Below are 20,122 nucleotides of genomic sequence, written 5' to 3' on the forward strand. Positions count from 1 at the left end.
GTCTGATGCGGCATCACGCCGCTGCTTGTCTGAATTCGGGCGTGCGGGACAGCCTGTCCAGGCTGAACACTCCCCACGCATGGCCGCCCACCTTGTAGGCGCGATCGATGAAGCCGGAATAGCGGCCCTCGGCAAGGACCTCGTGGTTCGACTGCTGTTCTTCCAGGAAGCTGCGCTGGCCGAACAGTTCGTCGATGGTCACCGCGACGTTGCCGCCGGGCTGGCGCACCACCAGCACGCGCTGGCCCTCGTGCAGCACCGTGCGCTCGCCCTCGAGGAACAGGCGCAGGTCGACTACCGGCAGAAGGTTGCCGCGGATGTTGGCCACGCCGAGCATCCAGGGCTGCGCGCCCGGCACCGGCGTAAGCTGCGGCAGCGGCAGGATCTCAAGCACTTCGTCGAAGCCCGAGGCCAGCAGGCGCGGCCCGACGCGGTAGCCGACGCCGCGCCAGAGGCCCGGCGCATCGAGCTGTTCAGGCAGGCCGACCAGGTGCGCCAGGCTGCGCCGCTCGAAGCCCGCAAGGACCTCGAAGGGCTCGGCCTGGTGCGGGCGGGCGTCGCGACGCGCCATGTCAGCCGCCCAGCAGCGCGTTGATGCGCTCGACCAGCTCGCTTTCGACCGGCGGCTTGACGATGTAGCCCTTGGCCCCCTGGCGCATGCCCCAGGCCTTGTCGGTCTCCATGCCCTTGGTGCTGACGATCAGCACCGGGATGGCGGCGGTGGCCTCGTCGCGCGACAGCGCGCGGGTGGCCTGGAAGCCGTTCATGCCCGGCAGGACCACGTCCATCAGCACCAGCGCCGGCAGCTCGCGCCGCGCGACCTCGATGCCGTCTTCGGCATTGCCGCAGGCAAGCACTTCGTGCCCGTTGCGCTCGAGAAGCTGGGTCAGGACCGCGGTGTCTGTCGGCGAGTCCTCTATCAGCAGGATCTTTGCCATGGTGTACCTGTCCCCCCGGTCAGGTGTTGACGTGCGTTCGGATCGCGTCGAGGAGTTCCTCGCGCGTGAAAGGTTTGGTGACGTACTGCTCGGAGCCGACGATGCGGCCGCGCGCCTTGTCGAACAGGCCGTCCTTCGATGACAGCATGATCACGGGCGTGTGCTTGAGCAGCTGGTTGTTCTTGATCAGCGCGCAGGTCTGGTAGCCATCCAGGCGCGGCATCATGATGTCGACGAAGATGATCTGTGGCCGCTGGTCGGCGATCTTGGCCAGCGCTTCGAAGCCGTCGGTCGCGGTCACGACGTCGGCGCCCTCCCGGCGCAGCAGCGTCTCCGCGGTGCGGCGGATGGTCTTCGAGTCATCGATCACCATCACGCGCAGGCCGTCGAGGCTGCCGGCGCGGTTTTGGTCCTGCGTCATCGTGTCTCCCCGGTGCATGGCGGCCGATTGCCAGGCGCCACTGCGAACGACCAATCTTCCAGTACACCGCAGCAGTGTCAAGCGCGAAATCCACGGACTGCCACGGGCATCGAGCTTATGCCCGTGGCAGCGCCCGCGCAGCTGATAACATTTGTCAGTAACTGCCGCGGATGGCCACCATGCCTTTAGATGTCGTTGTCGTGATGGACCCGATCGGATCGATCCAGGTCGCCAAGGATTCAACCTTCGCCATGCTCCTCGAGGCCCAGCGGCGCGGCCATCGGCTGCATTACGTGCTTCCGGGCGGGCTGTCGATGGATGGAGGGCACGCGCGCGCGCTCGCGGCACCGCTCACGGTGCGCGACGATCCTTCGGACTGGTTCGAACTGGGAGCCGCGTCACATCGCGGCTTCGGCGACGGCGACGTGGTGCTGGTGCGCACCGACCCACCGGTCGACGCCAACTACATCCACGACACCCAGATCCTGGACATCGCGCGCCTGGCCGGCGCCAACGTGGTCAACGATCCCCGCGGGCTGCGCGACCTCAACGAGAAGCTCGCCGCACTGCTGTTCCCGCAATGCTGCCCGCCGACCCTGGTCAGCCGCGAAGCCGCGGCGCTCAAGGCCTTCGTCGGCGAACACGGCCAGGCCGTGCTCAAGCCGCTGGACGGCATGGGCGGGCGCTCGATCTTCCGCGCGGCCGCCGGCGAATCCAATCTCAACGTCATCCTCGAGACCCTCACCGACGGCGGCCGCCAGCTGGCGATGGCCCAGCGCTACCTGCCGGAAATCACCGAGGGCGACAAACGCATCCTGCTGATCGACGGCGTACCGGTGGACTATTGCCTGGCGCGCATCCCGCAGGGCGACGAGTTCCGCGGCAACCTCGCCGCCGGTGGCCGCGGCGAAGGCCGCCCGCTGAGCGAGCGCGACCGCTGGATCGCAGCGCAGGTGGGTCCGGAGATGGTCCGCCGCGGCATGCGCTTCGTCGGCCTGGACGTGATCGGCGACTGGCTGACCGAGGTCAACGTCACCAGCCCCACCTGCATCCGCGAGCTCGACGCCGAGTTCGGCCTCAACATCGCCGGCCTGCTGTTCGACGCCATCGAGCGCGGCCAGCCGCGCGCCGACGCCTGATGCCGGCCAGGGCCGGCGCGCCGCAGTGAGCACGATGGCGGCGCCCGGCGGTGGCGGCGTCGGCGAGCGCGAACGCCTGGGCGCGACGCTGGTGCTGTCACTGCTGGTGCACGGGATGCTCGTGCTCGGGATCGGCTTCGCGCTCGAGGATGCGGCGCCGGTGATGCCGACCCTCGACGTCATCCTGACCCGCACCACCAGCCCGCTGACCCAGGCCCAGGCGGATTTCCTGGCCCAGGCCAGCAACCAGGGTGGCGGCGAGGACGACGCCAGCCGGCGGCCGCGCGATCCACAGGCAGGCCAGTTGCCGAACGAAGAGGCCGGCATCGCCCAGCGTGCCGTGCGCGCGCAGTCGCCCGACCTCGCGCCGCCGCCCGAGGCACGCGTCATTGCCAGCCGCCATGGCGAGGACGCGGCGCCCGCGCCCCTGGCCACGCCCCGCAGTGACGAACTACCGCTGCCGCGCGGCCCGGAGAAGATCGACCACGACCTGGCGATGGCCCGCCTGGCCGCCGAGATCCACCTCCAGTCCGAGCGCTACGCCAAGCGCCCCAAGCGCAAGTTCGTCTCCGCCAGCACGCAGGAGTGGGTCTACGCCACCTACCTGCGCGCCTGGGTCGACCGCGTCGAGCGCGTGGGCAACCTCAACTATCCCGACGAAGCCCGGCGCCGGCAGCTGTCCGGGACGCTGGTGATCAGCGTGGCGATCCGTCGCGACGGATCGGTGGAGCGCGCCGAGGTGATCCAGTCCAGCGGCGTCCGCCTGCTTGACGACGCCGCGCTGCGCATCGCCCGCCTGGCCGAACCCTACCCGCCGCTGCCGCAGACCGACGAGGCGATCGACGTCCTGCACGTCACCCGCACCTGGAACTTCCTGCCCGGCGGGGAGCTGGTGGACGACTGAGGCGTCAGCCGCGACGTTCGCGCGCGGCGACCTGCTCGGCCAGGGTGAGCGCGACGTTGTCGCGGAGATAGGCCGGCTCGACCAGCTCCGGCGCGATCCCGCCGCCTTCGGCAAGCGCCAGCGCGGCGAGGCGTGCGAGGTCGGCGGCGCGCGGAAGGGCCGTTGCGTCGATCGACGCGAGGCGATCGCCAAGCCGGCGCGCCAGCGCGCCGTCGGCCGCCGCGAAGCCGGTGCCGACGCCGACGCCGACGCCGACGCCGAGCCAGGATCCACCCGACGGCAGCTCGACGGCATCGGGCGCGGCCACCACCTCGCGATCCAGCGCGCGCAGGCCGTCACCGTCGCGCACGAAAGAACCGGCATAGACCTCGCCCATGCGCGCATCGATCGAGGCGAGGATGAAGCCACCCGGCAACGCTTCGACGTCGGGGACATCGGCATCGGTATCTGCATCGACAACTGCCGCGCGATCGAGTGCATCCCGGCAGGCTTCCCGCCGCGTCCGCAGCCCGCCCAGCCCCAGCACCGCCAGCGTCGACACCGGGACCAGCGGGCGATCCAGCGCCAGTGCGATGCCCTGGGCGATAGAGATGCCCAAGCGCACGCCGGTGAACGCACCCGGACCGCGGCTGACGGCAATGGCATCCAGGTCCGCGCGCCGCAGCCCGGCTTCCGCCAGCAAGGCTTCGGCCCAGGGCAGCACCAGCTCCGCATGCCGCCGCGGCGCGATCTCGAAGCGCTCGCTGACCGCGCCGTCGACCATCACGGCGACGGAGCAGGCTTCGGTGGAGGTCTCGATGGCGAGCAGGTGCATGTGCGGGCGGTAGTCGACGGGGGCAACAGGTTACCGCGTCGGCAAATCGCCACCGGCCTGGGACAAGCTAAAGCGGCGATCGCGGCCATGGCCGCTCCCACAAGAGCTACCGCAATTGCCGGGCCCAGGGCTGTTGTGGGAGCCGCTATAGCGGCGATCGCGGCCGTGGCCGCTCCCACAATGACATCGGGCCCACGTGGCCGCGGTGGTCTCAGTCTTCGTCGAAGAAGGCCACCGCGTCGGCAACGTCGCGGGTGCGCGGGAACGGCGGCAGCGAATCCAGGAAGCGGCGCCCGTAGCCTTTGCCCAGCAGCCGCGGGTCACAGAGCACCAGCACCCCGCGGTCGGTTTCGGTGCGGATCAGGCGGCCCACGCCCTGCTTGAGCGCGATCACCGCCTGTGGCACCTGCTCGTCGCGGAAGGGGTTGCCACCGGCGCGGCGGATCGCTTCCAGCCGCGCCTCGAACACCGGGTCGTCGGGCGACGCGAAGGGCAGTTTGTCGATCACCACCACGCTGAGCGCGCCACCGGCGACATCGACCCCCTCGCGGAAGCTGGCCGAGCCGAGCAGCACGCCGTTGCCCGACTCGCGGAAACGCTGCAACAGCACGTGCCGCGGCGCTTCACCCTGCACGAACAGCGGCCACGGCGCGCCGCGCAGCGCCTCGGCCGCTTCGCGCAGCGCGCGGTGGGAAGCGAACAGCAGGAAAGCGCGCCCGCCGGACGCCTCCAGCACCGGGCGGACCGCGGCGACGATCGCCGCGGTGTAGTCGCGCGCCGAAGGCTCGGGCAGGCCCGGCGGCAGGTAGGCCAGCGCCTGGCTGGCCCAGTCGAAGGGGCTGGGCACCAGCAGGGTGCGCGGCTCGTAAAGACCCAGCCGCCGTGACACGTGCTCGAAGCGTTCTTCCACGGTCAGCGTCGCCGAGGTGAACACCCAGGCGGCGCGTGATTGTTCGCGATGCGCGCGCAGCGGCCCGGAGACATCCAGCGGCGTGCGCTGCAGGCGGAAGCCGCGCGGCGAGAGCTCGTACCAGCGCACGTCGTCGTCGCGGACCACCGGCTGCCGCGGCACGGCCGCTTTGGTGGAATCCGGATCAGGCCCCGCGACGGCATCCGCGATGGCCGCGGCCAGCGGCGTCTCGAGCCCGAGCCTGCGTCCCGACACCGGATCGACGACCTCGCCCGTGCCGGGATCCAGGTCGGCATCCTCCGCCGGCCCGTCGATATCGCGCCAGCGCCCCAGCCGACCACGGTGGTCGCGCGCACGCAGCTGGCAGGCCTCCAGGCCGGGCGCGGCGGCGCACAGCGGCGCCAGCGCATCCGACAGCGCCAGCAGCGCGGCATCGAGCGCGTCCAGCGCATCCGCCACCTCGGGCACCGCCAGCAGCTGCGGCCGCGTGCCGCGCGCAGGCAGCACGTCCATCGCGGCGCGCAGCAGGCGCGTGGCCTGCTCCAGCGCCCGCGCTGGCTCCTGCAGCGTCGCCAGCGCACCGGCGACGTCGCGGGACTCGGCGATCGCATCGCGCGCCAGTTCAACCAGGGGACGCGCGGACAGGCCCTCGCCGAAGAACTGCGCGGCGAGCTCCGGGAGCTGGTGGGCTTCGTCGACCACGAAGGCTTCGGCGCCCGGCAGGATTTCGCCGAATCCCTCCTGCTTGAGCGCGAGGTCGGCCAGCAACAGGTGGTGGTTGACCACCACCACGTCGGCCTCCTGCGCGCGCTGCCGCGCCTGGACCACGAAGCAGTCGCCCCAGAACGGGCATTCGGTGCCCAGGCAGTTGTCGGCGGTGGAGGTCACAAGCGGCAGCAGCGGCGAGTCGTCGGGCAGCGACTCGAGTTCGGCCATGTCACCCATGCGCGTGCGCCCGCTCCAGGCCAGGATGCGCTGGAAGTGGTCGGCCTGCGTCGGCGTCTGGAAGCGGTTCTCGCCGCGCGCGCGCTCCAACCGGTGGCGGCAGAGGTAGTTGGCACGGCCCTTCAGCAGCGAGGTCCGCAGCCCGGTCCCGAGCGCGTCGCGCACCCGCGGCAGGTCGCGGTGATAGAGCTGGTCCTGCAGGGCGCGGGTGCCGGTGGAGATGATGGTCTTGCGCCGCGACAGCAGCGCCGGCACCAGGTAGGCGAAGGTCTTGCCGGTACCGGTGCCGGCCTCGGCCAGCAGCACGGCGCGGTCGTCGAAGGCCGCGGCCACCGCCGCCGAGAAGTCCTGCTGCGCCTGGCGCGGGCGGAAGCCCGGAATCACCGAGGCCAGCGGCCCGCCGGGGGACAGCGCGTCGCGGCTGTCGCGGGCGAGCACGGGTTCGCTCCGCGCGCCAGCGGGCGATCCAGCCGCCACGGCTGCGGCAGGGTCGACCGCAGCGCCGGCGACGGCGGCAAGCGTGGCTTCGTTGGAGTCGTCGGGCAGGCTCATCAGGACGTCATGATCGCCGCAAACACCGGCCAGCGGGTTCGTCCGATAGCCGACGCGGGCGTCGGGGATGCTGCCGGTTGGCGCTGAAGCTCACCAGCGCTGGGGCGGCGCCACCCGGCAGGCGTCGATCGCGGCCTTGGCCGCGGCCGCGCCTTCGGCATCGCCCTGCACCAGCCGCACCTGTTCCAGGGTGGCCCAGTGACGGCGGCACAGCGGCCCGACCCCTGACCCCAGGGCCTGCGCCTGCGCGGCCAGCTCGCCGGCACGCGTGAAATCGGACATCAGCAGCGCCGCCTCCGCGCGCTCCTGGAGCAGCGCCGGGTCGTCGGCCACCAACGCGATCGCCTGGTCCAGCGCGGCCGCCGCATCGGCGTGGTAGCCCTGCTGCTGCAGGCGTTCCGCGTCCAGCCGCAGGTCCTCGACCCCCGGGTCGCGCAGCGGCTGCACGTTGAGCTCGCCCTCGCCGTCCCCCGCGACCGCACGGATGCCGGCGACCATCTGCTCCGGCGTGGCCCCGGTGAGCGACTGCACGGGCAGCGGCGGCGGCGTGGAGGCGCAGGCGGCAAGCGCAAGCAGCGCGATCGGCGGAAGCGTGCGCAGCGCGCGGCGAAGTGTGCGGAGACTGCGGTCGGGGATCATCGGATGCGTTTCTGTCGAGTCTTCATGGCGGGCTGGTCCGGCAGGTCGTCTGCCGGACGCGGTCATCGGGGCTGTTCGGCGGGCTGCGGTTCGGTCGCGGGGTCGTCGCCGCGGCCGATGCCGAACCATTCGCGCCAGCCGCCGCTGGACGGCGCTTCCGGGGGCGGCTCGCGCACGCAGGGCTGCCAGGGAGGCGCGAAGCCTTCGGCGAACGCGTAGCGGCGCGCGCCGGGGCAGTCGGCGTCGGTGCTGTTGCCGGACACGACCCAGCTCCACTCCAGACCCTTCCCGCCGACGCGCAGCGCTGCGGTGGGGAGCTGCTTGAACATGGCCGACCACACCCGCATCGCGCCGGTGGCGCCGTACAGGCCGGTCTGTTCGTTCTGGTCGTTGCCGACCCAGACCACGCCCAGGTGGTCGCCGGTCCAGCCGGCGAACCAGCTGTCGCGGCCGTCATTGCTGGTGCCGGTCTTGCCGGCGATGTCCAGGTGCCCCAGGCCGTCGTTGACCAGCCGGCGGCCGGTGCCGGATGACACCGCGTGCTGCAGCGCCAGGGTGACCAGGCGCGCGGCGGTGCGGTCGCCGTCATCGGGCTGCGGCGGCGCCTTGTCGTAGCGCTTGAGCACGCGGCCGTCCGGGTCGAGCACGCCGCGCACGGTGTACAGCGGCTGGATCTCGCCGTCGGAGGCGAGGAACTGGTACAGCTGAGCCATCGCGTACGGGCTCTGGTCCACCGAACCCAGGATCAGCGCCGGGTTCGCGACCGCGTCGATACCGGCCAGCTGCTTGATGATGTGCGCCAGGCGCTCGGGGCGCACGGCCATGCCAACGCGCACCGTGGCCTGGTTGTACGAGCGCCCCAGGGCGTCGATCAGGCGCACGCTGCCGTGGCTCTTGCCGTCCGAATTGCCGGGCGTCCAGCGCTTGCCGTTCTGCAGGGTGACGGTGACCGGGGAGTCGTCGACCCAGGTCGCCAGCGACCAGCGGTCGGGCAGCGCCAGCGCCAGCAGGTAGACGAAGGGTTTGAGCAGCGAGCCCACCGGCCGCTGCGCCTCGACGGCGCGGTTGAAGCCGGGTGTGTCGACGTCGCGGCTGCCGACCACCGCCACCACTTCGCCGCTGTGTACGTCGGTCACCACCACGCCGGCCTCCAGCGCCGGCCGCCCCTTGTCGGCGAGCGCCTTCAACGTGCCGACCACCGCGCCTTCGGCATAGGCCTGGGCCGAGGGCGACATGCTGGTCATCACCGTCAGCCCCGCGCCCTGCAGCTCGTCGGCCGAATAGTCGCTGGCCAGGTGGCGCCGCACCAGGTCGACATAGGGCGGGAAGCGGTTGGCGGCGATGCTGCCCGGTGCGGTGGTCACGCCCAGCGGCGCGGCCACGGCGCGGTCGTGCTCGGCCTGGTCGATGAGCCCGGTCTCGAGCATCTCGCCGAGCACGAAGTCGCGACGCACCCTGGCGCGCTCGGGCTGCCGCCGCGGGTCGTAGTGCGAGGGGCCGCGGATGATCCCGACCATCAGCGCCACATGCTCGGTCGACAGATCGTCGAGCCGGCGCCCGAACCAGTACTCGGCGCCAGCGGCCACGCCGCGGATGGCCTGGTTGCCGCGCTGCCCGAGGTAGACCTGGTTGAGGTAGGCCTCGAGGATCAGGCCCTTGTCGTAGCGCGCCTCGATGATCAGCGCGTACAGGACCTCGTTGAACTTGCGGCTCCAGGTCTGCTCGCGGCCGATGCCCAGCAGACCGCTGCGCGCCAGCTGCTGGGTCAGCGTGCTCGCGCCCTGGCGCGCCTCGCCGGCCTTCAGGTTGACCCAGGCCGCGCGTGCGATGCCGCGGATGTCGATGCCGTGGTGGTGGGCGAAGTCGCGATCCTCCACCGCCTGCAGCGCGTCGGTGAGTTCCTGCGGCACGTCCTCGACCCGGATCAGCCGGCGCTCGGCCTGCTGCTTTCCGTAGAGAGTGGCGATGCGGGCCGGATCCAGGCGCACGGCCTCGGCCTCGCGCTCGCCGACCAGGTCGCGGATCGCGGCCACCTCGCCCTTGGCCAGGCGCACTTCAACGCGGCTGGGTGCCACCGCGCGGTCGACGTCGGTGAAGCCGCGGCTGGCGATGGTCCAGCGACCCTCGTCATCAACGTAAGTACCCGGGCGCGCGCCGTCGCCCGCGCGATATCCGGCGGCATCAAGTTCGAGCTTCAGGGTGTCCGCGTTCATCGCCGTCCCCTTGGCCAGCGCAAGCGGCCGCCCGTAGACCCGCGTCGGCTCCTGCCACTGCAGCTGGCCGAAACGCTCGCCGACCTGGTTGTTCAGGTACAGCATGTAGGGCACCAGGAAGCCCAGGCCCAGGCCGACGGCGGCCAGTGCCCAGGTCAGCAGCGTGCGGCGCCAGTCGCGGCGCGGGCTGCCATCGTCGTCGTGGTCGTCTTCGTCGTAATCGATGCGTGCCATGTGGACTCGGCGGCCGTGGGTGCGGGACGCCGGGCTGCGGCGCGGTGCGGAGTGCGAGAATGCACGGATTCGTGCCGAGTCTAGCCCAGCGCCTGCTGCGGCCTGCGGCCGCCCACGTTCTTTCTTCAGCCGGAGTTGTCGCTGGATGCCCTACACGATCGCCGACGCGCGCTTCCTGCTCGCCCGTGCCGCCGGCCTCGCCCATCGCGGGCTGCTGAGCCTGCGCACCCGCGGCCTGCGGTCCAGCTGGGAACGGCTGCGCGCGCAGCTGCTGCCGCCACCGCAAGCGCTGCGCGACCGCCTGTACCTGCCGGCCGCGACCCCGTTCGCGCCCTTCGCCCTGGCCACCAGCGACCCGCCGGTGGCGAGCATCGTGATCCCGGTCTACGGCCAGTTCGCGCACACCCTGGCCTGCCTGCGCGCGCTCGCGGCGCACCCGCCCGCGGCCGCGTTCGAAGTGATCGTGGTCGATGACGGCTCCGGCGACGAGACCCCGGACCTGCTGCCGCGGATCGACGGCCTGCGCTATCACCGCCGCGCCGGCAACGGCGGCTTCATCGCGGCCTGCAACGACGGCGCCGCGCTCGCCCGCGGCGACGTCCTGGTGCTGCTCAACAACGACACCGTGCCGCAGCCGGGCTGGCTGGACGCGCTGCTGGCGACCTTCGACACGCACCCGGGCACCGGCCTCGTGGGCGCCCAGCTGCTGTACCCGGACGGCCGCCTGCAGGAAGCCGGCGGCGTGGTCTTCGCCGACGGCAGCGCCTGGAATTACGGCCGCTTCGGCGATCCGGCCGATCCACGCTACGCCTACGTCCGCGATGCGGACTACGCCAGCGGCGCCGCGATCGCCATCCCGCGGCAGCTGTTCCTCGACCTTGGCGGCTTCGATACCCGCTACGCGCCGGCGTACTACGAAGACACCGACCTCGCCTTCACGGTGCGGGCCGCCGGCCGCCGGGTGCTGTACCAGCCGGCCGCGCGCGTGGTGCATGACGAAGGCGCGACCTCGGGTACCGACACCTCGGCCGGCGCCAAGGCCGGCCAGGTGCGGAACCAGGCGGTGTTCCTGGCCCACCGGCGCGAGGCGCTGGCCGGCTTCGGCGCGCGCCGGGAGCCGACCCCGGAAACCCTTCACCGCGGCCAGCGCCAGGTGCTGGTGATCGACGCGCTGACGCCGCAGCCGGATCGCGACTCCGGCTCCCTGCGCCTGGTCAACCTGATGCGGCTGCTGCGCGCGGAAGGCGCGCACGTGGTGTTCCTGCCCGCCAACCGCCGCTACGACGGCGCCTATACCGACGCCCTGCGCGAGTTGGGCGTCGAGGCCTGGTGTGCGCCACATGCCGCCCGCGCGCCGGCGTGGCTGGCCGAGCACGGTCCGCGCTTCGACGTGGTGGTGGTCTGCCGCCACTACGTCGCCAGCGAGTTCCTGCCGCTGCTGCGCCGCCATGCCCCCGGCGCGCGCGTGGTGTTCGACAGCATCGACCTGCACTACCTGCGCGAGGCGCGCAGCGCCGAGGTCACCGGTGACGCACGCCTGGCCCAGGCTGCCGCGCGCACCCGCCGCCAGGAGCTGGCGGTGATCGCCGCGACGGACACCACGCTGGTGGTCAGCGCCGCCGAGCGCGAGGTGCTCTCGGTCGATGCACCCGATGCGCGCGTGGAAGTGCTGTCCAACCTGCACAGCGTGGCCGGCCCCGGCCTGCCCTTCGAGCAGCGCCACGACCTGGTGTTCGTGGGCGGCTTCCGGCATCCGCCCAACGTCGATGCCGTGCGCTGGTTCGTGACCGAGGCCCTGCCGCGGGTGCGCGAGCGGCTACCCGACGTCCGCTTCCACTGCATCGGTGGCGATGTGCCGCCCGAGATCGCCGCGCTGGCCGACGCGCCGGGGGTCACCGTGCATGGCCACGTGCCCGACATCACGCCGTACATGGACGGCTGCCGGCTGGCGCTGGCGCCGCTGCGCTACGGCGCGGGGGTCAAGGGCAAGGTCAACCTGAGCATGGCCCACGGCCAGCCGGTGGTGGCGACCACCTGCGCGGTCGAGGGCATGCACCTGGCCGACGGCCGCGACGTGCTGGTGGCCGACCACGCCGGCGCCTTCGCGGATGCGGTGGTCCGTGCGTATTGCGACCGGGACCTGTGGGAGCGCCTCGCCGCCAACGGCGTGGACAACGTTGCGCGGCATTTTTCCGCGGACGCAGCGCGCGAGGTCGTGCGCCGGGTGTTTTTCGGCTGACGCGCCTGCTCAGTCGAACCTGAGCGCGGCTGCGGCGGCGCGCACCCGCAGCTCGAAGTCGGCCAGCCCCGGCACCGCCGGATCGGCCTTGCGCGCGCCGGCCAGCGCGCTGCGCGCAAGTGCGATCTCGCCGGCACCGAGGCGCTCGTCGCCGACCGCCAGCCAGCGCTCGGCGAGCTGCCGCTGCGCCGCGGCCAGGTCGCCGGGATCGTCGCCAAGCGCTGCGCGCGCGTCCAGGCATTCACCGGCGCGGCGGAGCGCATTGCCGCGCAGGGCGTGCGCATGGCATTCACGCAGTTCGGGCAGCAGCTGCGCGGCGGCGTCCGACACGCCGGGTGCGGTGGAATCCAACGTGCGCGCCTCCGCGACCAGGGCGACGGCGCCTTCGCCAGGCGGGCCGGGCAACACCTGGCCGTCCGCGCGCCCCGTCTCCTCCATCAGGCGCGCCTGGGTGTCGGCCAGGTCGACGTGGACGGGATCGTATTCGCGTACGGTCGCCAGCAGGCGCACCGCCTCGTCGACGTCGCCCGCACGCAGCGATTCACGCGCCTGCGCGAGCAGCTCGGCCAGGGCGTCCTCGCGCCCGCGCAGCGCACCGGCGTGCCCCGGCTGCAGCGCCAGCACGCGCGCATACAGGGGCAGCGCACTGCCGCCGCCGGCGTCCAGGCGTCCTTGTGCATGCACCTGCGTGGCGTGCGCGAACAGGCCGTCGACGCCGGCATGCTCGGCCTCGCGCAGGCGCAGGGCCTCGGCCAGTGCGTCCGCCTCGGCGCGCGGCACCGACAGCGCACGCGCCAGGGCAAGCTCGCGGTGGGCGTCATCGAAACGGTCCTCGGCCAGCGCCGCCCGGGCCTGCGCGAGCGCCGCGATCGCCACCCGTGCCAGCCCCTGGCGCGCCGCGCCGCGATCGGGATCCATCGCCAGCGCGGCTTCGAAGAGCTCGCGCGCGCCGCGGCCGTCATCGGCGGTCAACAGGCCCCTGGCCAGCGCCTGCTCGGCCTCATCGTGCAGGGCCTGCGCGCGCGTCTGCGGCCACAGCAGGGCGCCGATCGGTGCGCGCAGCACCGCCAGCGCCACCACCGCGAGCATCGAACCGATCAGCCACCAGCGCCAGTGGCGCCACACGCCCAGGCGTTCCGGAAGCGCGGCCAGCCAACGCGCGATGGTGCCGGCATCGGGCGGTTCTGGAAACGGGTCGGCCTGCCGGTGCGGATTCACGCGCGAAGCATAGTCGGCCGGACATGAACGCGTTGCGCTCAGGCGCGATGCGCGCGCTCCACGCCCGGCAGCGCCTCCAGCCGGCCCAGCAGGCGCGAGAGCTGCCCGAAGTCGGCCACCCGCAGCGCCAGCCGCAGCTGGACCCGGCCCTGCCCGCGCGAGGCGCCGCCATCGATGGACAGCACGTGCGCGTCTTCCTGCGCGATCAGGTTGGTGACGTCCTTGAGCAGGTGCTTGCGGTCCACGGCATCCAGGGTGACCGCGGCCTCGTGGCCGCCACCCGTCCCGCCCCACTCCACCGGCAGCACGCGCTGCGGCTCCTTCGCCGCCAGCCGCGCGAACGCCGCACAGTCCGCGCGGTGCACGCTCACGCCGCGTGCCCGCGTGAGGTAGCCGGCCACCGCCTCGCCCGGCAGCGGGTGGCAGCAGCGCGCGACCTGCGCCAGCAGGTTGTCGACGCCGACCACCGTGAAGTCCTGGCTGCCGCCGCGGCGCACGCGCCTGGGTGCGCGCAGCGCGATCACGCCATTGCCCTCGGCCTCGGCGTCTTCGTTCCGGCTGCGCTCATGCTCGGCCACCGCACGCGCGACCTGGTGCGGGCCGACGTCGCCCAGCGCGATATGGACGTGGAGTTCGTCAACGCTGTCGACGTTGAAGCGCTTCAGCACCGGCGCCAGGTCGGCCTGCGCCAGGCCCACGCGCTTGAGCTCGCGCTCCAGCAACTCGCGGCCGTCGGCCAGGTTGCGCGCCCGGTCCAGGCGATGGAACCAGGAGCGCACCTTCTCCCGCGATCGCGCGCTTGCCAGGAAGCCGTTGGTGGCCATCAGCCAGTCGCGGCGCGGCTCGGACACCTTGCCGGTGAGGATCTCGACGCGGTCGCCGGAGTGCAGCACGTAATCGAGCGGCACGATGCGGCCGTCGACCTTGGCGCCGCGGCAGCGGTGACCGACCTCGGTGTGCACGCGGTAGGCGAAGTCCAGCGGCGTCGCCCCTCGCGGCAGGTCGATGACCTCGCCCTTGGGGGTCAGCGCGTAGATCCTGTCCTCGACCAGCTCGGTGTCGAAGGCCCCGGCGAGCGCGCCGTCGCCGGTTTCCGCGGTGGCATCGAGCAGGTTGCGCATCCACTCGATCTTGCGGTTGACCGCGGCCTCGCCCGCGGCCGAGCGCTGCGAGCCTCCGGACTCCTTGTAGCGCCAGTGCGCGGCCACGCCGCGTTCGGCCTGCTCGTGCATCTCGCGGGTGCGGATCTGCACTTCCAGGGTCTTGCCGCCGGGGCCGACCACGGCGGTGTGCAGCGAGCGGTAGTCGTTGTTCTTGGGGCGCGCGATGTAATCGTCGAACTCGCCCGGCACCGGCGACCACAGTGAGTGCACCGCGCCCAGCGCGGCGTAGCAGGCCTGGACGTCGTCGACCAGCACGCGCACCGCGCGCAGGTCGTAGAGCTCGCCGATCGGAACGTCCTTCTTCTGCATCTTTTTCCAGATGCTGTAGATGTGCTTCGGGCGGCCGGCGATGTCGCCGTGGATGCCGGCCGCGGCCAGGGCGTCGCCAAGGATGCGCGTGACGTCGGCGATGTAGCGTTCGCGCCCGGCGCGGGTGTCGTCGAGCAGCTTGGCGATGCGGCGGTAGGTGTCGGGCTCCAGGTGGCGGAAGGCGAGGTCCTCCAGCTCCCACTTCAGCTGCCAGATGCCCAGGCGGTTGGCCAGCGGGGCGTGGATGTCACGCGTCAGCCGCGCCAGCGCCGTCCGCGCTTCGTCGGGCAGCGCGGCGGCGGCGCGCATCCGCGCCAGCTGCCGCGCCAGCAGGATCGGCACCACGCGCAGGTCGCGGACGATCGCCAGCAGCAACCGGCGCAGACCCTCGTGGCTGCGGCCGGCGCCCTGCTCGGCGTGCAGGGTCCAGACCTGGCCGGCCGCGGCCTGGCCGTCCAGCAGCGCGGGAATCGCCGAGCGCACTCCGGCGCTCGATGCCTCATGGCGCGCAGCCCAGTCGGGCACTACGTGCAGGATGGCCGCGGCCATCACCTCGTCGTCGGCGTCGAGCAGGGCCAGCGCCTGCAAGGTGTCCTCGAGCACGCCCGGTGGGTCGATACACGGCGCGGGGCCACCGGCCGCCGCCGCGCGCAGCCGCGCCGAGACCGAATCGGGCAGCATCCCCAGTGCCGGCAGTGCCAGCAGGGCATCGATGTCCACGATATCGGCCACGGCAAACTGGAGTCCACGGAAAGGCGAGGGACTACACTAGCCCGACCTCGCCCTTGGGAACAGACGCCATGCCGCTCCGCAGCCTCGTCCTTGCCGCCCTGCTCTTCGTCGCCGCTCCGGCGGTGGCGCAGCAGGGTCTCGAAACGCAGATGACGCCCGCGGAGTTCGCGGCCGCCGGCCTCGACAAGCTCAGCGCGGAGGAGCTCTCGCGGCTCAACGCATGGCTCGACCTCACCATCGAGGGTGAAACGGAGAAGGCTGCGGCCACGGCCAAGAAGCGGGTCGAGGACGAGAGCCGCGGTTTCCGGAGCTTCGGCTCCACCGAACCCGTGATCGGCCAGATCAACGGCGAGTTCCGCGGCTTCGGCCGCGGCCGCGAGTACACCCTCGACAATGGCCAGGTCTGGCGCCAGGTCGACACCGCCACGCTGCCCGGCGCCCGTCGCGACAGCCCGAAGGTGCGGATCACGCCAAGCGTGGTCGGCAACGCCTGGTACATGGCAGTCGACGGCTACAACACGCGTACCAAGGTCGAGCGGGTCAAGTAAGCGCGGCCAGGCGCGCGGCCAGCTTTTTCGGCGAAACCCCGCCCTTGGCGCCCAGCTCCTGCGCGAACAGCTGGACGCGCAGTTCTTCCAGGTCCCAGCGCAGCGCCTGCCAGCCGGGCGCGTCGGCCACCCCCGCCGCGCGGGCGCGTTCCAGCGCATCGGCGAACGGCTTGAGCTCGAGCATGCGCTGCTGGTCGCGCACCGGATCGTTCAGCGCGCGGCCGGCGCGCGTTGCCAGCGCCTTGAGATAGCGCGGGTATTCGGCGAGCGCTGCCGCAGGCACGTCGCGCAGGAAGCCCGGCGGCACCAGCGCCGCCAGCTGCGCCTGCATGTCGTCGAGGTTGGCGCGCGCCCAGCCCATGAGCTTTCCGTCCAGCGCGGCCCGCACTTCGGCCACCAGGGCGAGGATCTTCTCGGCCTGCTGCAGGCGGCGCATGGCCTCCGGGAACAGGGCCTTGCCGAGTTCGGTGCTGCGGGCTTCGAACTCCGCGGGATCGCGGATGTCGCCCAGGCCATCCGCGGCCAGTGCGGCAAACGCACCGTCGACCAGGTCCGCACGCAGCGTGTCCGCCGGGCGGCCGTCGCCCGACGCACGCGGCGCGACGGATTCGATCGCGGCGTACAACAGGCCGGTCTTCGGCTGGGCCGGCAGCTGCTTGCGCGCCTGCTTGACGGGGTCGGCCATGGCGATCGCAAGCAGCCGGCGCACGCCCCGCGGGTGCTGGCGCTCGGCCTCGGCACGATCGGCATGGACTTCAAGCGACGCGCTGTCGCCGGCATCGTGCAGCGCCGGATAGGCCGGCACGCCACCGGCGCCGGGGACTGAAAGCGGGATGGCGGTAGCGGGGAACGTGGTCAGCGCCTCGCGCGCAAGCCCTTCCGAGGCATGCGCGGCAAACGCGTCCGCCGCATGCGCGCCGAAACGCGCACGCAGCTCGTCCAGGTCGCGGGATTCCGCGAGCACGCGACGTCCGTCGGCATCGAGCAGCCGCAGGTTGGCGCGCAGGTAAGGCTCCAGCGCCCCGGCATCGAAATCGGTGGCGGCGATCTCGACGCCCGTCAGCCGTTTGAGGAACCGCGCCAGGGCGCCGGTGATGCTGTCGGTGGCGGCATCGGCCGCTCCGTGCGCCTCGGCGAAGGCACGGGCGAAATCCGGCGCCGGCACGAAGTTGCGGCGCAGCGCCTTGGGCAGGCCGCGCAGCAGGGCCGTGGCCTTTTCCTGCACGAAGCCGGGCGCGAGCCAGCCCAGCCGCGGCGCATCCAGGGCGTTGAGCAGGTGCAGCGGCACGACCACGGTCATGCCGTCGTCAACGGCTCCGGGTTCGAAGCGGTAGTGCACGGCCAGGCGCGCGTCGCCGATCGCGAAGTACGCCGGGAAGCGCTCGGCATCGCTGCCGTCGGCGACCAGCAGGTCGTCGCGGGTCCACTGCAGGGCGCGCCGCTGTTCTTTCGACAGCTTCGCGAACCAGGCGTCGAGCGCCTGCGCGCTGATGACGTCACCTGGCATCCGGTCGCGGTACCAGCGCAGCATCCAGTCATCGTCGACCACCAGGCCGGTGCGGCGCTGCTTGGCCTCTTCCTCCTCGGCCTGTGCAAGCGTGCGCCGGTTGCGGGCGACGAAGTCGGCACGCAGGTTGATCTCGCCGGCGACCAGGCCATCGCGCAGGAACAGCTCGCGCGACTCCTCCGGGTAATGACCGCCGTAGTGGAACGCCCGTGCCGCCGCCAGCACCAGCCCGAACAGGCCAACCTGTTCGCTGCCGATCACGCGCCCCTGCTTGCGCGACCAGCGCGGATCGAAGTGGCGGCGCGAGAGCAGGTGCGACAATTCGGCCTCGACCCATTCGGGCTCGATCGCGGCATTGGTCAGCGCCCACACCTTCTCGGTGTCGAGCAGGGTCGCGGTGAGCATCCACGGCGGCGGGCGCGAGGCCAGGGTCGAGCCGGGAAACAGCTGGAAACGACGCCCGCGCGGGCCTTCGTAGGCGACCTGCCGGCGCTTGTCGGTTGTCGGCGGCGCATGCCCGACCTGGGTCGGCAGCCCGGCCAGCAGCGCACGGTGCAGGCGGACATACAGATCCCGCGCGGCGGCCTCTTCGGACAGCGCGGGATCGGCGTCCCGTGCCCGCCGGGTCGGCGCGTCCGCGGGCGGCGGCGGTGAACCTGCCCCCGCCCCCGGGTGCTTGCCGCGGCGCCGGCGACGGCCGGCCGGGGCCGCGGCGGCGTCGCTCCCGCGCGCGATTCCTCCTTCGGCAGCGGTGGCGAACAGCGCATCGCCGGCGCGCTCCTCTTCCCGCCAGCCGAGGTCCGCGCACTGCAGCTTCAGCTGGCGATGCAGCTCGCGCCACTCGCGCATGCGCAGGAAGCCGAGGAAGTTGCGCTCGCACCACTTGCGCAGCTGCGACTGGGTCAGGTCCTCGTGGGCCACCCGATAGGCCTCCCACAGGCGCAGGATGGCGACGAACTCCGACTTCGGATCCTGGAAGGCGGCGTGGGCGGCGTCGGCCGCGGCGCGCTGGTCGGACGGGCGTTCGCGCGGGTCCTGGATGCCGAGGAAGGCGGCGATCACCAGCATCTCGCGCAGGCAGCGGTGCCCGTTGGCGGCCACCAGCATGCGCGCCAGCTTCACGTCCACCGGCAGCCTGGCCATCACCTTGCCCTGCGCGGTCAGGCTGCGCGCAGCGTCCACCGCGCCGAGCTCGGCGAGCTGCTGCCAGCCGTCGGCGATCGCACGCGCATCGGGCGGCTCCAGGAACGGGAAATCCTCGATCGCACCCAGGCCCAGCGACAGCATCCGCAGGATCACGCCGGCCAGCGCCGCGCGATGGATCTCGGGGTCGGTGAACCGCGGCCGCGCGGCGAAGTCCGCCTCGTCATACAGGCGGTAACAGGTGCCCGGCGCGATGCGCCCGCAGCGGCCGGCGCGCTGGTTTGCGCTGGCCTGGCTGATGGGTTCGATGTGCAGGCGGTCGAGCTTCTGCCGCGGGCTGTAGCGCTTCACGCGCGCCAGGCCCGGATCGACCACGTAGTGGATCCGCGGCACGGTCAGCGAGGTCTCGGCGACGTTGGTCGCCAGCACGATGCGCCGCTGCGAACCGGGGTTGAACACCCGGTCCTGGTCGCGCACCGACAGCCGTGCGTACAGCGGCAGCACTTCGGTGTGGCGGTACTTGCGGCCTTCCAGGGCGCGGTGCGCGTCGCGGATCTCGCGCTCGCCGGGCAGGAAGACCAGGACGTCGCCGCCCATGCCCTGGCCGCCGCGGAGGATCTCGTCGCAGGCGGCGACGATGCCGTCGGTGACCGACATGTCACGCGAACCGGCGTCGGCGTCGCGTTCACCACCGCGCGGCTTCGCGGTCGCCGCCGCGGCCGGCGAAGACAGGCCGGCGTCCAGCGGCAGGTAGCGCAAGTCCACCGGATAGCCGCGGCCCTCGACGTCGACTACCGGTGCATCGCCGAAATGCGCGGCGAAGCGCGCCGTGTCGATGGTCGCCGAGGTCACCACGAGCTTGAGATCCGGGCGGCGCACCAGCAACTGCTTCAGGTAGCCCAGCAGGAAGTCGATGTTGAGGCTGCGTTCGTGCGCCTCGTCGATGATCAGGGTGTCGTAACGCGACAGCCAGCGGTCGGACTGGATCTCGGCCAGCAGGATGCCGTCGGTCATGAACTTGATCGCGGTCTGCTCGCCGACGTTCTCGGTGAAGCGGACCTGGTAGCCCACTGCGCCGCCCAGCGGGACCTGCAGCTCCTCGGCCACCCGGCGCGCCACCGCCCGCGCAGCGATGCGCCGCGGCTGCGTGCAGCCGATCATTCCGGCCGCGCCACGACCGGCCGCCAGGCACAGCTTCGGCAGCTGCGTGGTCTTGCCGGAGCCGGTCTCGCCGGCCACCACCACGACCTGGTGGGTGCGCAGGAGCTCGACGATGCGATCGGCCTCGCCGGCAATCGGCAGGGACGGGTCGACTTCGGCGCGCGGCAGGTTCGCGGCACGCGCCTCGCGCTGCGCCAGTGAACGTGCAAGCGCATCCTGGAACGCCTTTCGACGGGCTTCGTCACCGCGCGCCTGCTCCCATCGCCGCCACAAACCAAGCAGGCGGCCGCGGTCGCGCGTCAGTGCGCCATCCACGGCCTTTCGCCCCGCGCGCGTTGACGCCGGGCTTGCATCCTGGGGGCTAGACTCCATTTCATTCATGCACGATTCGCA

14 protein-coding genes are annotated in these 20,122 nt (G+C 72.3%); 4 read left to right on the forward strand and 10 right to left on the reverse strand.

Annotated elements, in window-relative coordinates:
- Positions 1-13: 13 nt before the first annotated feature.
- From ACW7GZ_RS07565 to pilG, 3 genes are read right to left on the reverse strand one after another with little or no spacing between them, the layout of a single operon-like run.
- On the reverse strand, positions 14-571 hold the full coding sequence (locus tag ACW7GZ_RS07565; RefSeq protein WP_457005581.1) for a chemotaxis protein CheW: 558 nt from the start codon (positions 569-571) through the stop codon (positions 14-16).
- A gap of 1 nt (position 572) precedes the next feature.
- Positions 573-938 carry a response regulator transcription factor gene (locus ACW7GZ_RS07570; RefSeq protein ID WP_457005583.1) on the reverse strand — a complete coding sequence of 122 codons (366 nt, stop codon included), beginning with the start codon at positions 936-938 and terminating at the stop codon, positions 573-575.
- A 19-nt stretch (positions 939-957) separates the two neighbouring features.
- Positions 958-1,359 (reverse strand): twitching motility response regulator PilG, encoded by a 402-nt coding sequence (gene pilG, locus ACW7GZ_RS07575; RefSeq protein ID WP_457005584.1) that lies wholly within the window; start codon positions 1,357-1,359, stop codon positions 958-960.
- A 179-nt stretch (positions 1,360-1,538) separates the two neighbouring features.
- Here pilG and gshB point away from each other — a divergent pair, with 179 nt between their 5' ends.
- Entirely contained in the window at positions 1,539-2,498 is a 960-nt protein-coding gene (gshB, locus tag ACW7GZ_RS07580; RefSeq protein ID WP_457005585.1) for a glutathione synthase, read from the forward strand.
- 34 nt (positions 2,499-2,532) lie between these two features.
- Positions 2,533-3,402 (forward strand): energy transducer TonB, encoded by an 870-nt coding sequence (locus tag ACW7GZ_RS07585; protein ID WP_457005626.1) that lies wholly within the window; start codon positions 2,533-2,535, stop codon positions 3,400-3,402.
- A gap of 4 nt (positions 3,403-3,406) precedes the next feature.
- On the opposite strand, the gene tsaB is transcribed toward ACW7GZ_RS07585, so the two are convergent.
- The 4 genes from tsaB to mrcB all read right to left on the reverse strand — a co-directional run bounded on the left by tsaB (position 3,407) and on the right by mrcB (position 9,709).
- The gene (gene tsaB / locus ACW7GZ_RS07590; protein ID WP_457008594.1) at positions 3,407-4,216 is read right to left on the reverse strand and encodes a tRNA (adenosine(37)-N6)-threonylcarbamoyltransferase complex dimerization subunit type 1 TsaB; all 810 of its coding nucleotides are present in this window, start codon (positions 4,214-4,216) and stop codon (positions 3,407-3,409) included.
- Between the two features lie 211 nt (positions 4,217-4,427).
- On the reverse strand, positions 4,428-6,623 hold the full coding sequence (locus tag ACW7GZ_RS07595; protein WP_457008596.1) for an ATP-dependent DNA helicase: 2,196 nt from the start codon (positions 6,621-6,623) through the stop codon (positions 4,428-4,430).
- A gap of 90 nt (positions 6,624-6,713) precedes the next feature.
- On the reverse strand, positions 6,714-7,262 hold the full coding sequence (locus ACW7GZ_RS07600; RefSeq protein ID WP_457008598.1) for a hypothetical protein: 549 nt from the start codon (positions 7,260-7,262) through the stop codon (positions 6,714-6,716).
- 62 nt (positions 7,263-7,324) lie between these two features.
- A complete protein-coding gene (gene mrcB, locus ACW7GZ_RS07605) occupies positions 7,325-9,709 on the reverse strand; it encodes a penicillin-binding protein 1B (protein ID WP_457005592.1) in 2,385 nt (794 codons plus the stop codon).
- Between the two features lie 145 nt (positions 9,710-9,854).
- On the opposite strand from mrcB, the gene ACW7GZ_RS07610 reads away from it, so the two are divergent.
- On the forward strand, positions 9,855-11,948 hold the full coding sequence (locus ACW7GZ_RS07610) for a glycosyltransferase (RefSeq protein ID WP_457008600.1): 2,094 nt from the start codon (positions 9,855-9,857) through the stop codon (positions 11,946-11,948).
- 9 nt (positions 11,949-11,957) lie between these two features.
- Here the strand turns inward: ACW7GZ_RS07610 and ACW7GZ_RS07615 are convergent, their stop codons facing one another.
- Together ACW7GZ_RS07615 and ACW7GZ_RS07620 are read right to left on the reverse strand one after the other, a co-directional pair.
- Entirely contained in the window at positions 11,958-13,166 is a 1,209-nt protein-coding gene (locus tag ACW7GZ_RS07615; RefSeq protein WP_457008602.1) for a hypothetical protein, read from the reverse strand.
- Between the two features lie 38 nt (positions 13,167-13,204).
- Complete coding sequence (locus ACW7GZ_RS07620) at positions 13,205-15,319, reverse strand: RelA/SpoT family protein (protein ID WP_457008637.1); 2,115 nt, start codon at positions 15,317-15,319, stop codon at positions 13,205-13,207.
- Positions 15,320-15,438: 119 nt separating this feature from the next.
- Here ACW7GZ_RS07620 and ACW7GZ_RS07625 point away from each other — a divergent pair, with 119 nt between their 5' ends.
- Positions 15,439-15,918, forward strand: coding sequence for a hypothetical protein (locus ACW7GZ_RS07625; protein ID WP_457008604.1), 480 nt, complete (start codon positions 15,439-15,441; stop codon positions 15,916-15,918).
- Here ACW7GZ_RS07625 and hrpA read toward each other — a convergent pair.
- Positions 15,911-20,101: an ATP-dependent RNA helicase HrpA gene (gene hrpA / locus ACW7GZ_RS07630; RefSeq protein WP_457005600.1), complete on the reverse strand. Its 4,191-nt coding sequence runs from the start codon at positions 20,099-20,101 to the stop codon at positions 15,911-15,913. The two genes, ACW7GZ_RS07625 and hrpA, sit on opposite strands and share 8 nt — an antisense overlap.
- Positions 20,102-20,122 lie beyond the last annotated feature (21 nt).

Source organism: Luteimonas sp. A537, assembly GCF_054052065.1.

Coding starts and splice junctions, on each gene's coding strand:
- ACW7GZ_RS07625 (WP_457008604.1), top strand. CDS start 15,439: ATGCCGCTCCGCAGCCTCGTCCTTGCCGCCCTGCTCTTCGTCGCCGCT.
- ACW7GZ_RS07565 (WP_457005581.1), bottom strand. CDS start 571: ATGGCGCGTCGCGACGCCCGCCCGCACCAGGCCGAGCCCTTCGAGGTC.
- ACW7GZ_RS07600 (WP_457008598.1), bottom strand. CDS start 7,262: ATGATCCCCGACCGCAGTCTCCGCACACTTCGCCGCGCGCTGCGCACG.
- pilG (WP_457005584.1), bottom strand. CDS start 1,359: ATGACGCAGGACCAAAACCGCGCCGGCAGCCTCGACGGCCTGCGCGTG.
- ACW7GZ_RS07610 (WP_457008600.1), top strand. CDS start 9,855: ATGCCCTACACGATCGCCGACGCGCGCTTCCTGCTCGCCCGTGCCGCC.
- mrcB (WP_457005592.1), bottom strand. CDS start 9,709: ATGGCACGCATCGATTACGACGAAGACGACCACGACGACGATGGCAGC.
- hrpA (WP_457005600.1), bottom strand. CDS start 20,101: ATGGAGTCTAGCCCCCAGGATGCAAGCCCGGCGTCAACGCGCGCGGGG.
- ACW7GZ_RS07620 (WP_457008637.1), bottom strand. CDS start 15,319: ATGCTGCCCGATTCGGTCTCGGCGCGGCTGCGCGCGGCGGCGGCCGGT.
- gshB (WP_457005585.1), top strand. CDS start 1,539: ATGCCTTTAGATGTCGTTGTCGTGATGGACCCGATCGGATCGATCCAG.
- ACW7GZ_RS07570 (WP_457005583.1), bottom strand. CDS start 938: ATGGCAAAGATCCTGCTGATAGAGGACTCGCCGACAGACACCGCGGTC.
- ACW7GZ_RS07595 (WP_457008596.1), bottom strand. CDS start 6,623: ATGAGCCTGCCCGACGACTCCAACGAAGCCACGCTTGCCGCCGTCGCC.
- ACW7GZ_RS07585 (WP_457005626.1), top strand. CDS start 2,533: ATGGCGGCGCCCGGCGGTGGCGGCGTCGGCGAGCGCGAACGCCTGGGC.
- tsaB (WP_457008594.1), bottom strand. CDS start 4,216: ATGCACCTGCTCGCCATCGAGACCTCCACCGAAGCCTGCTCCGTCGCC.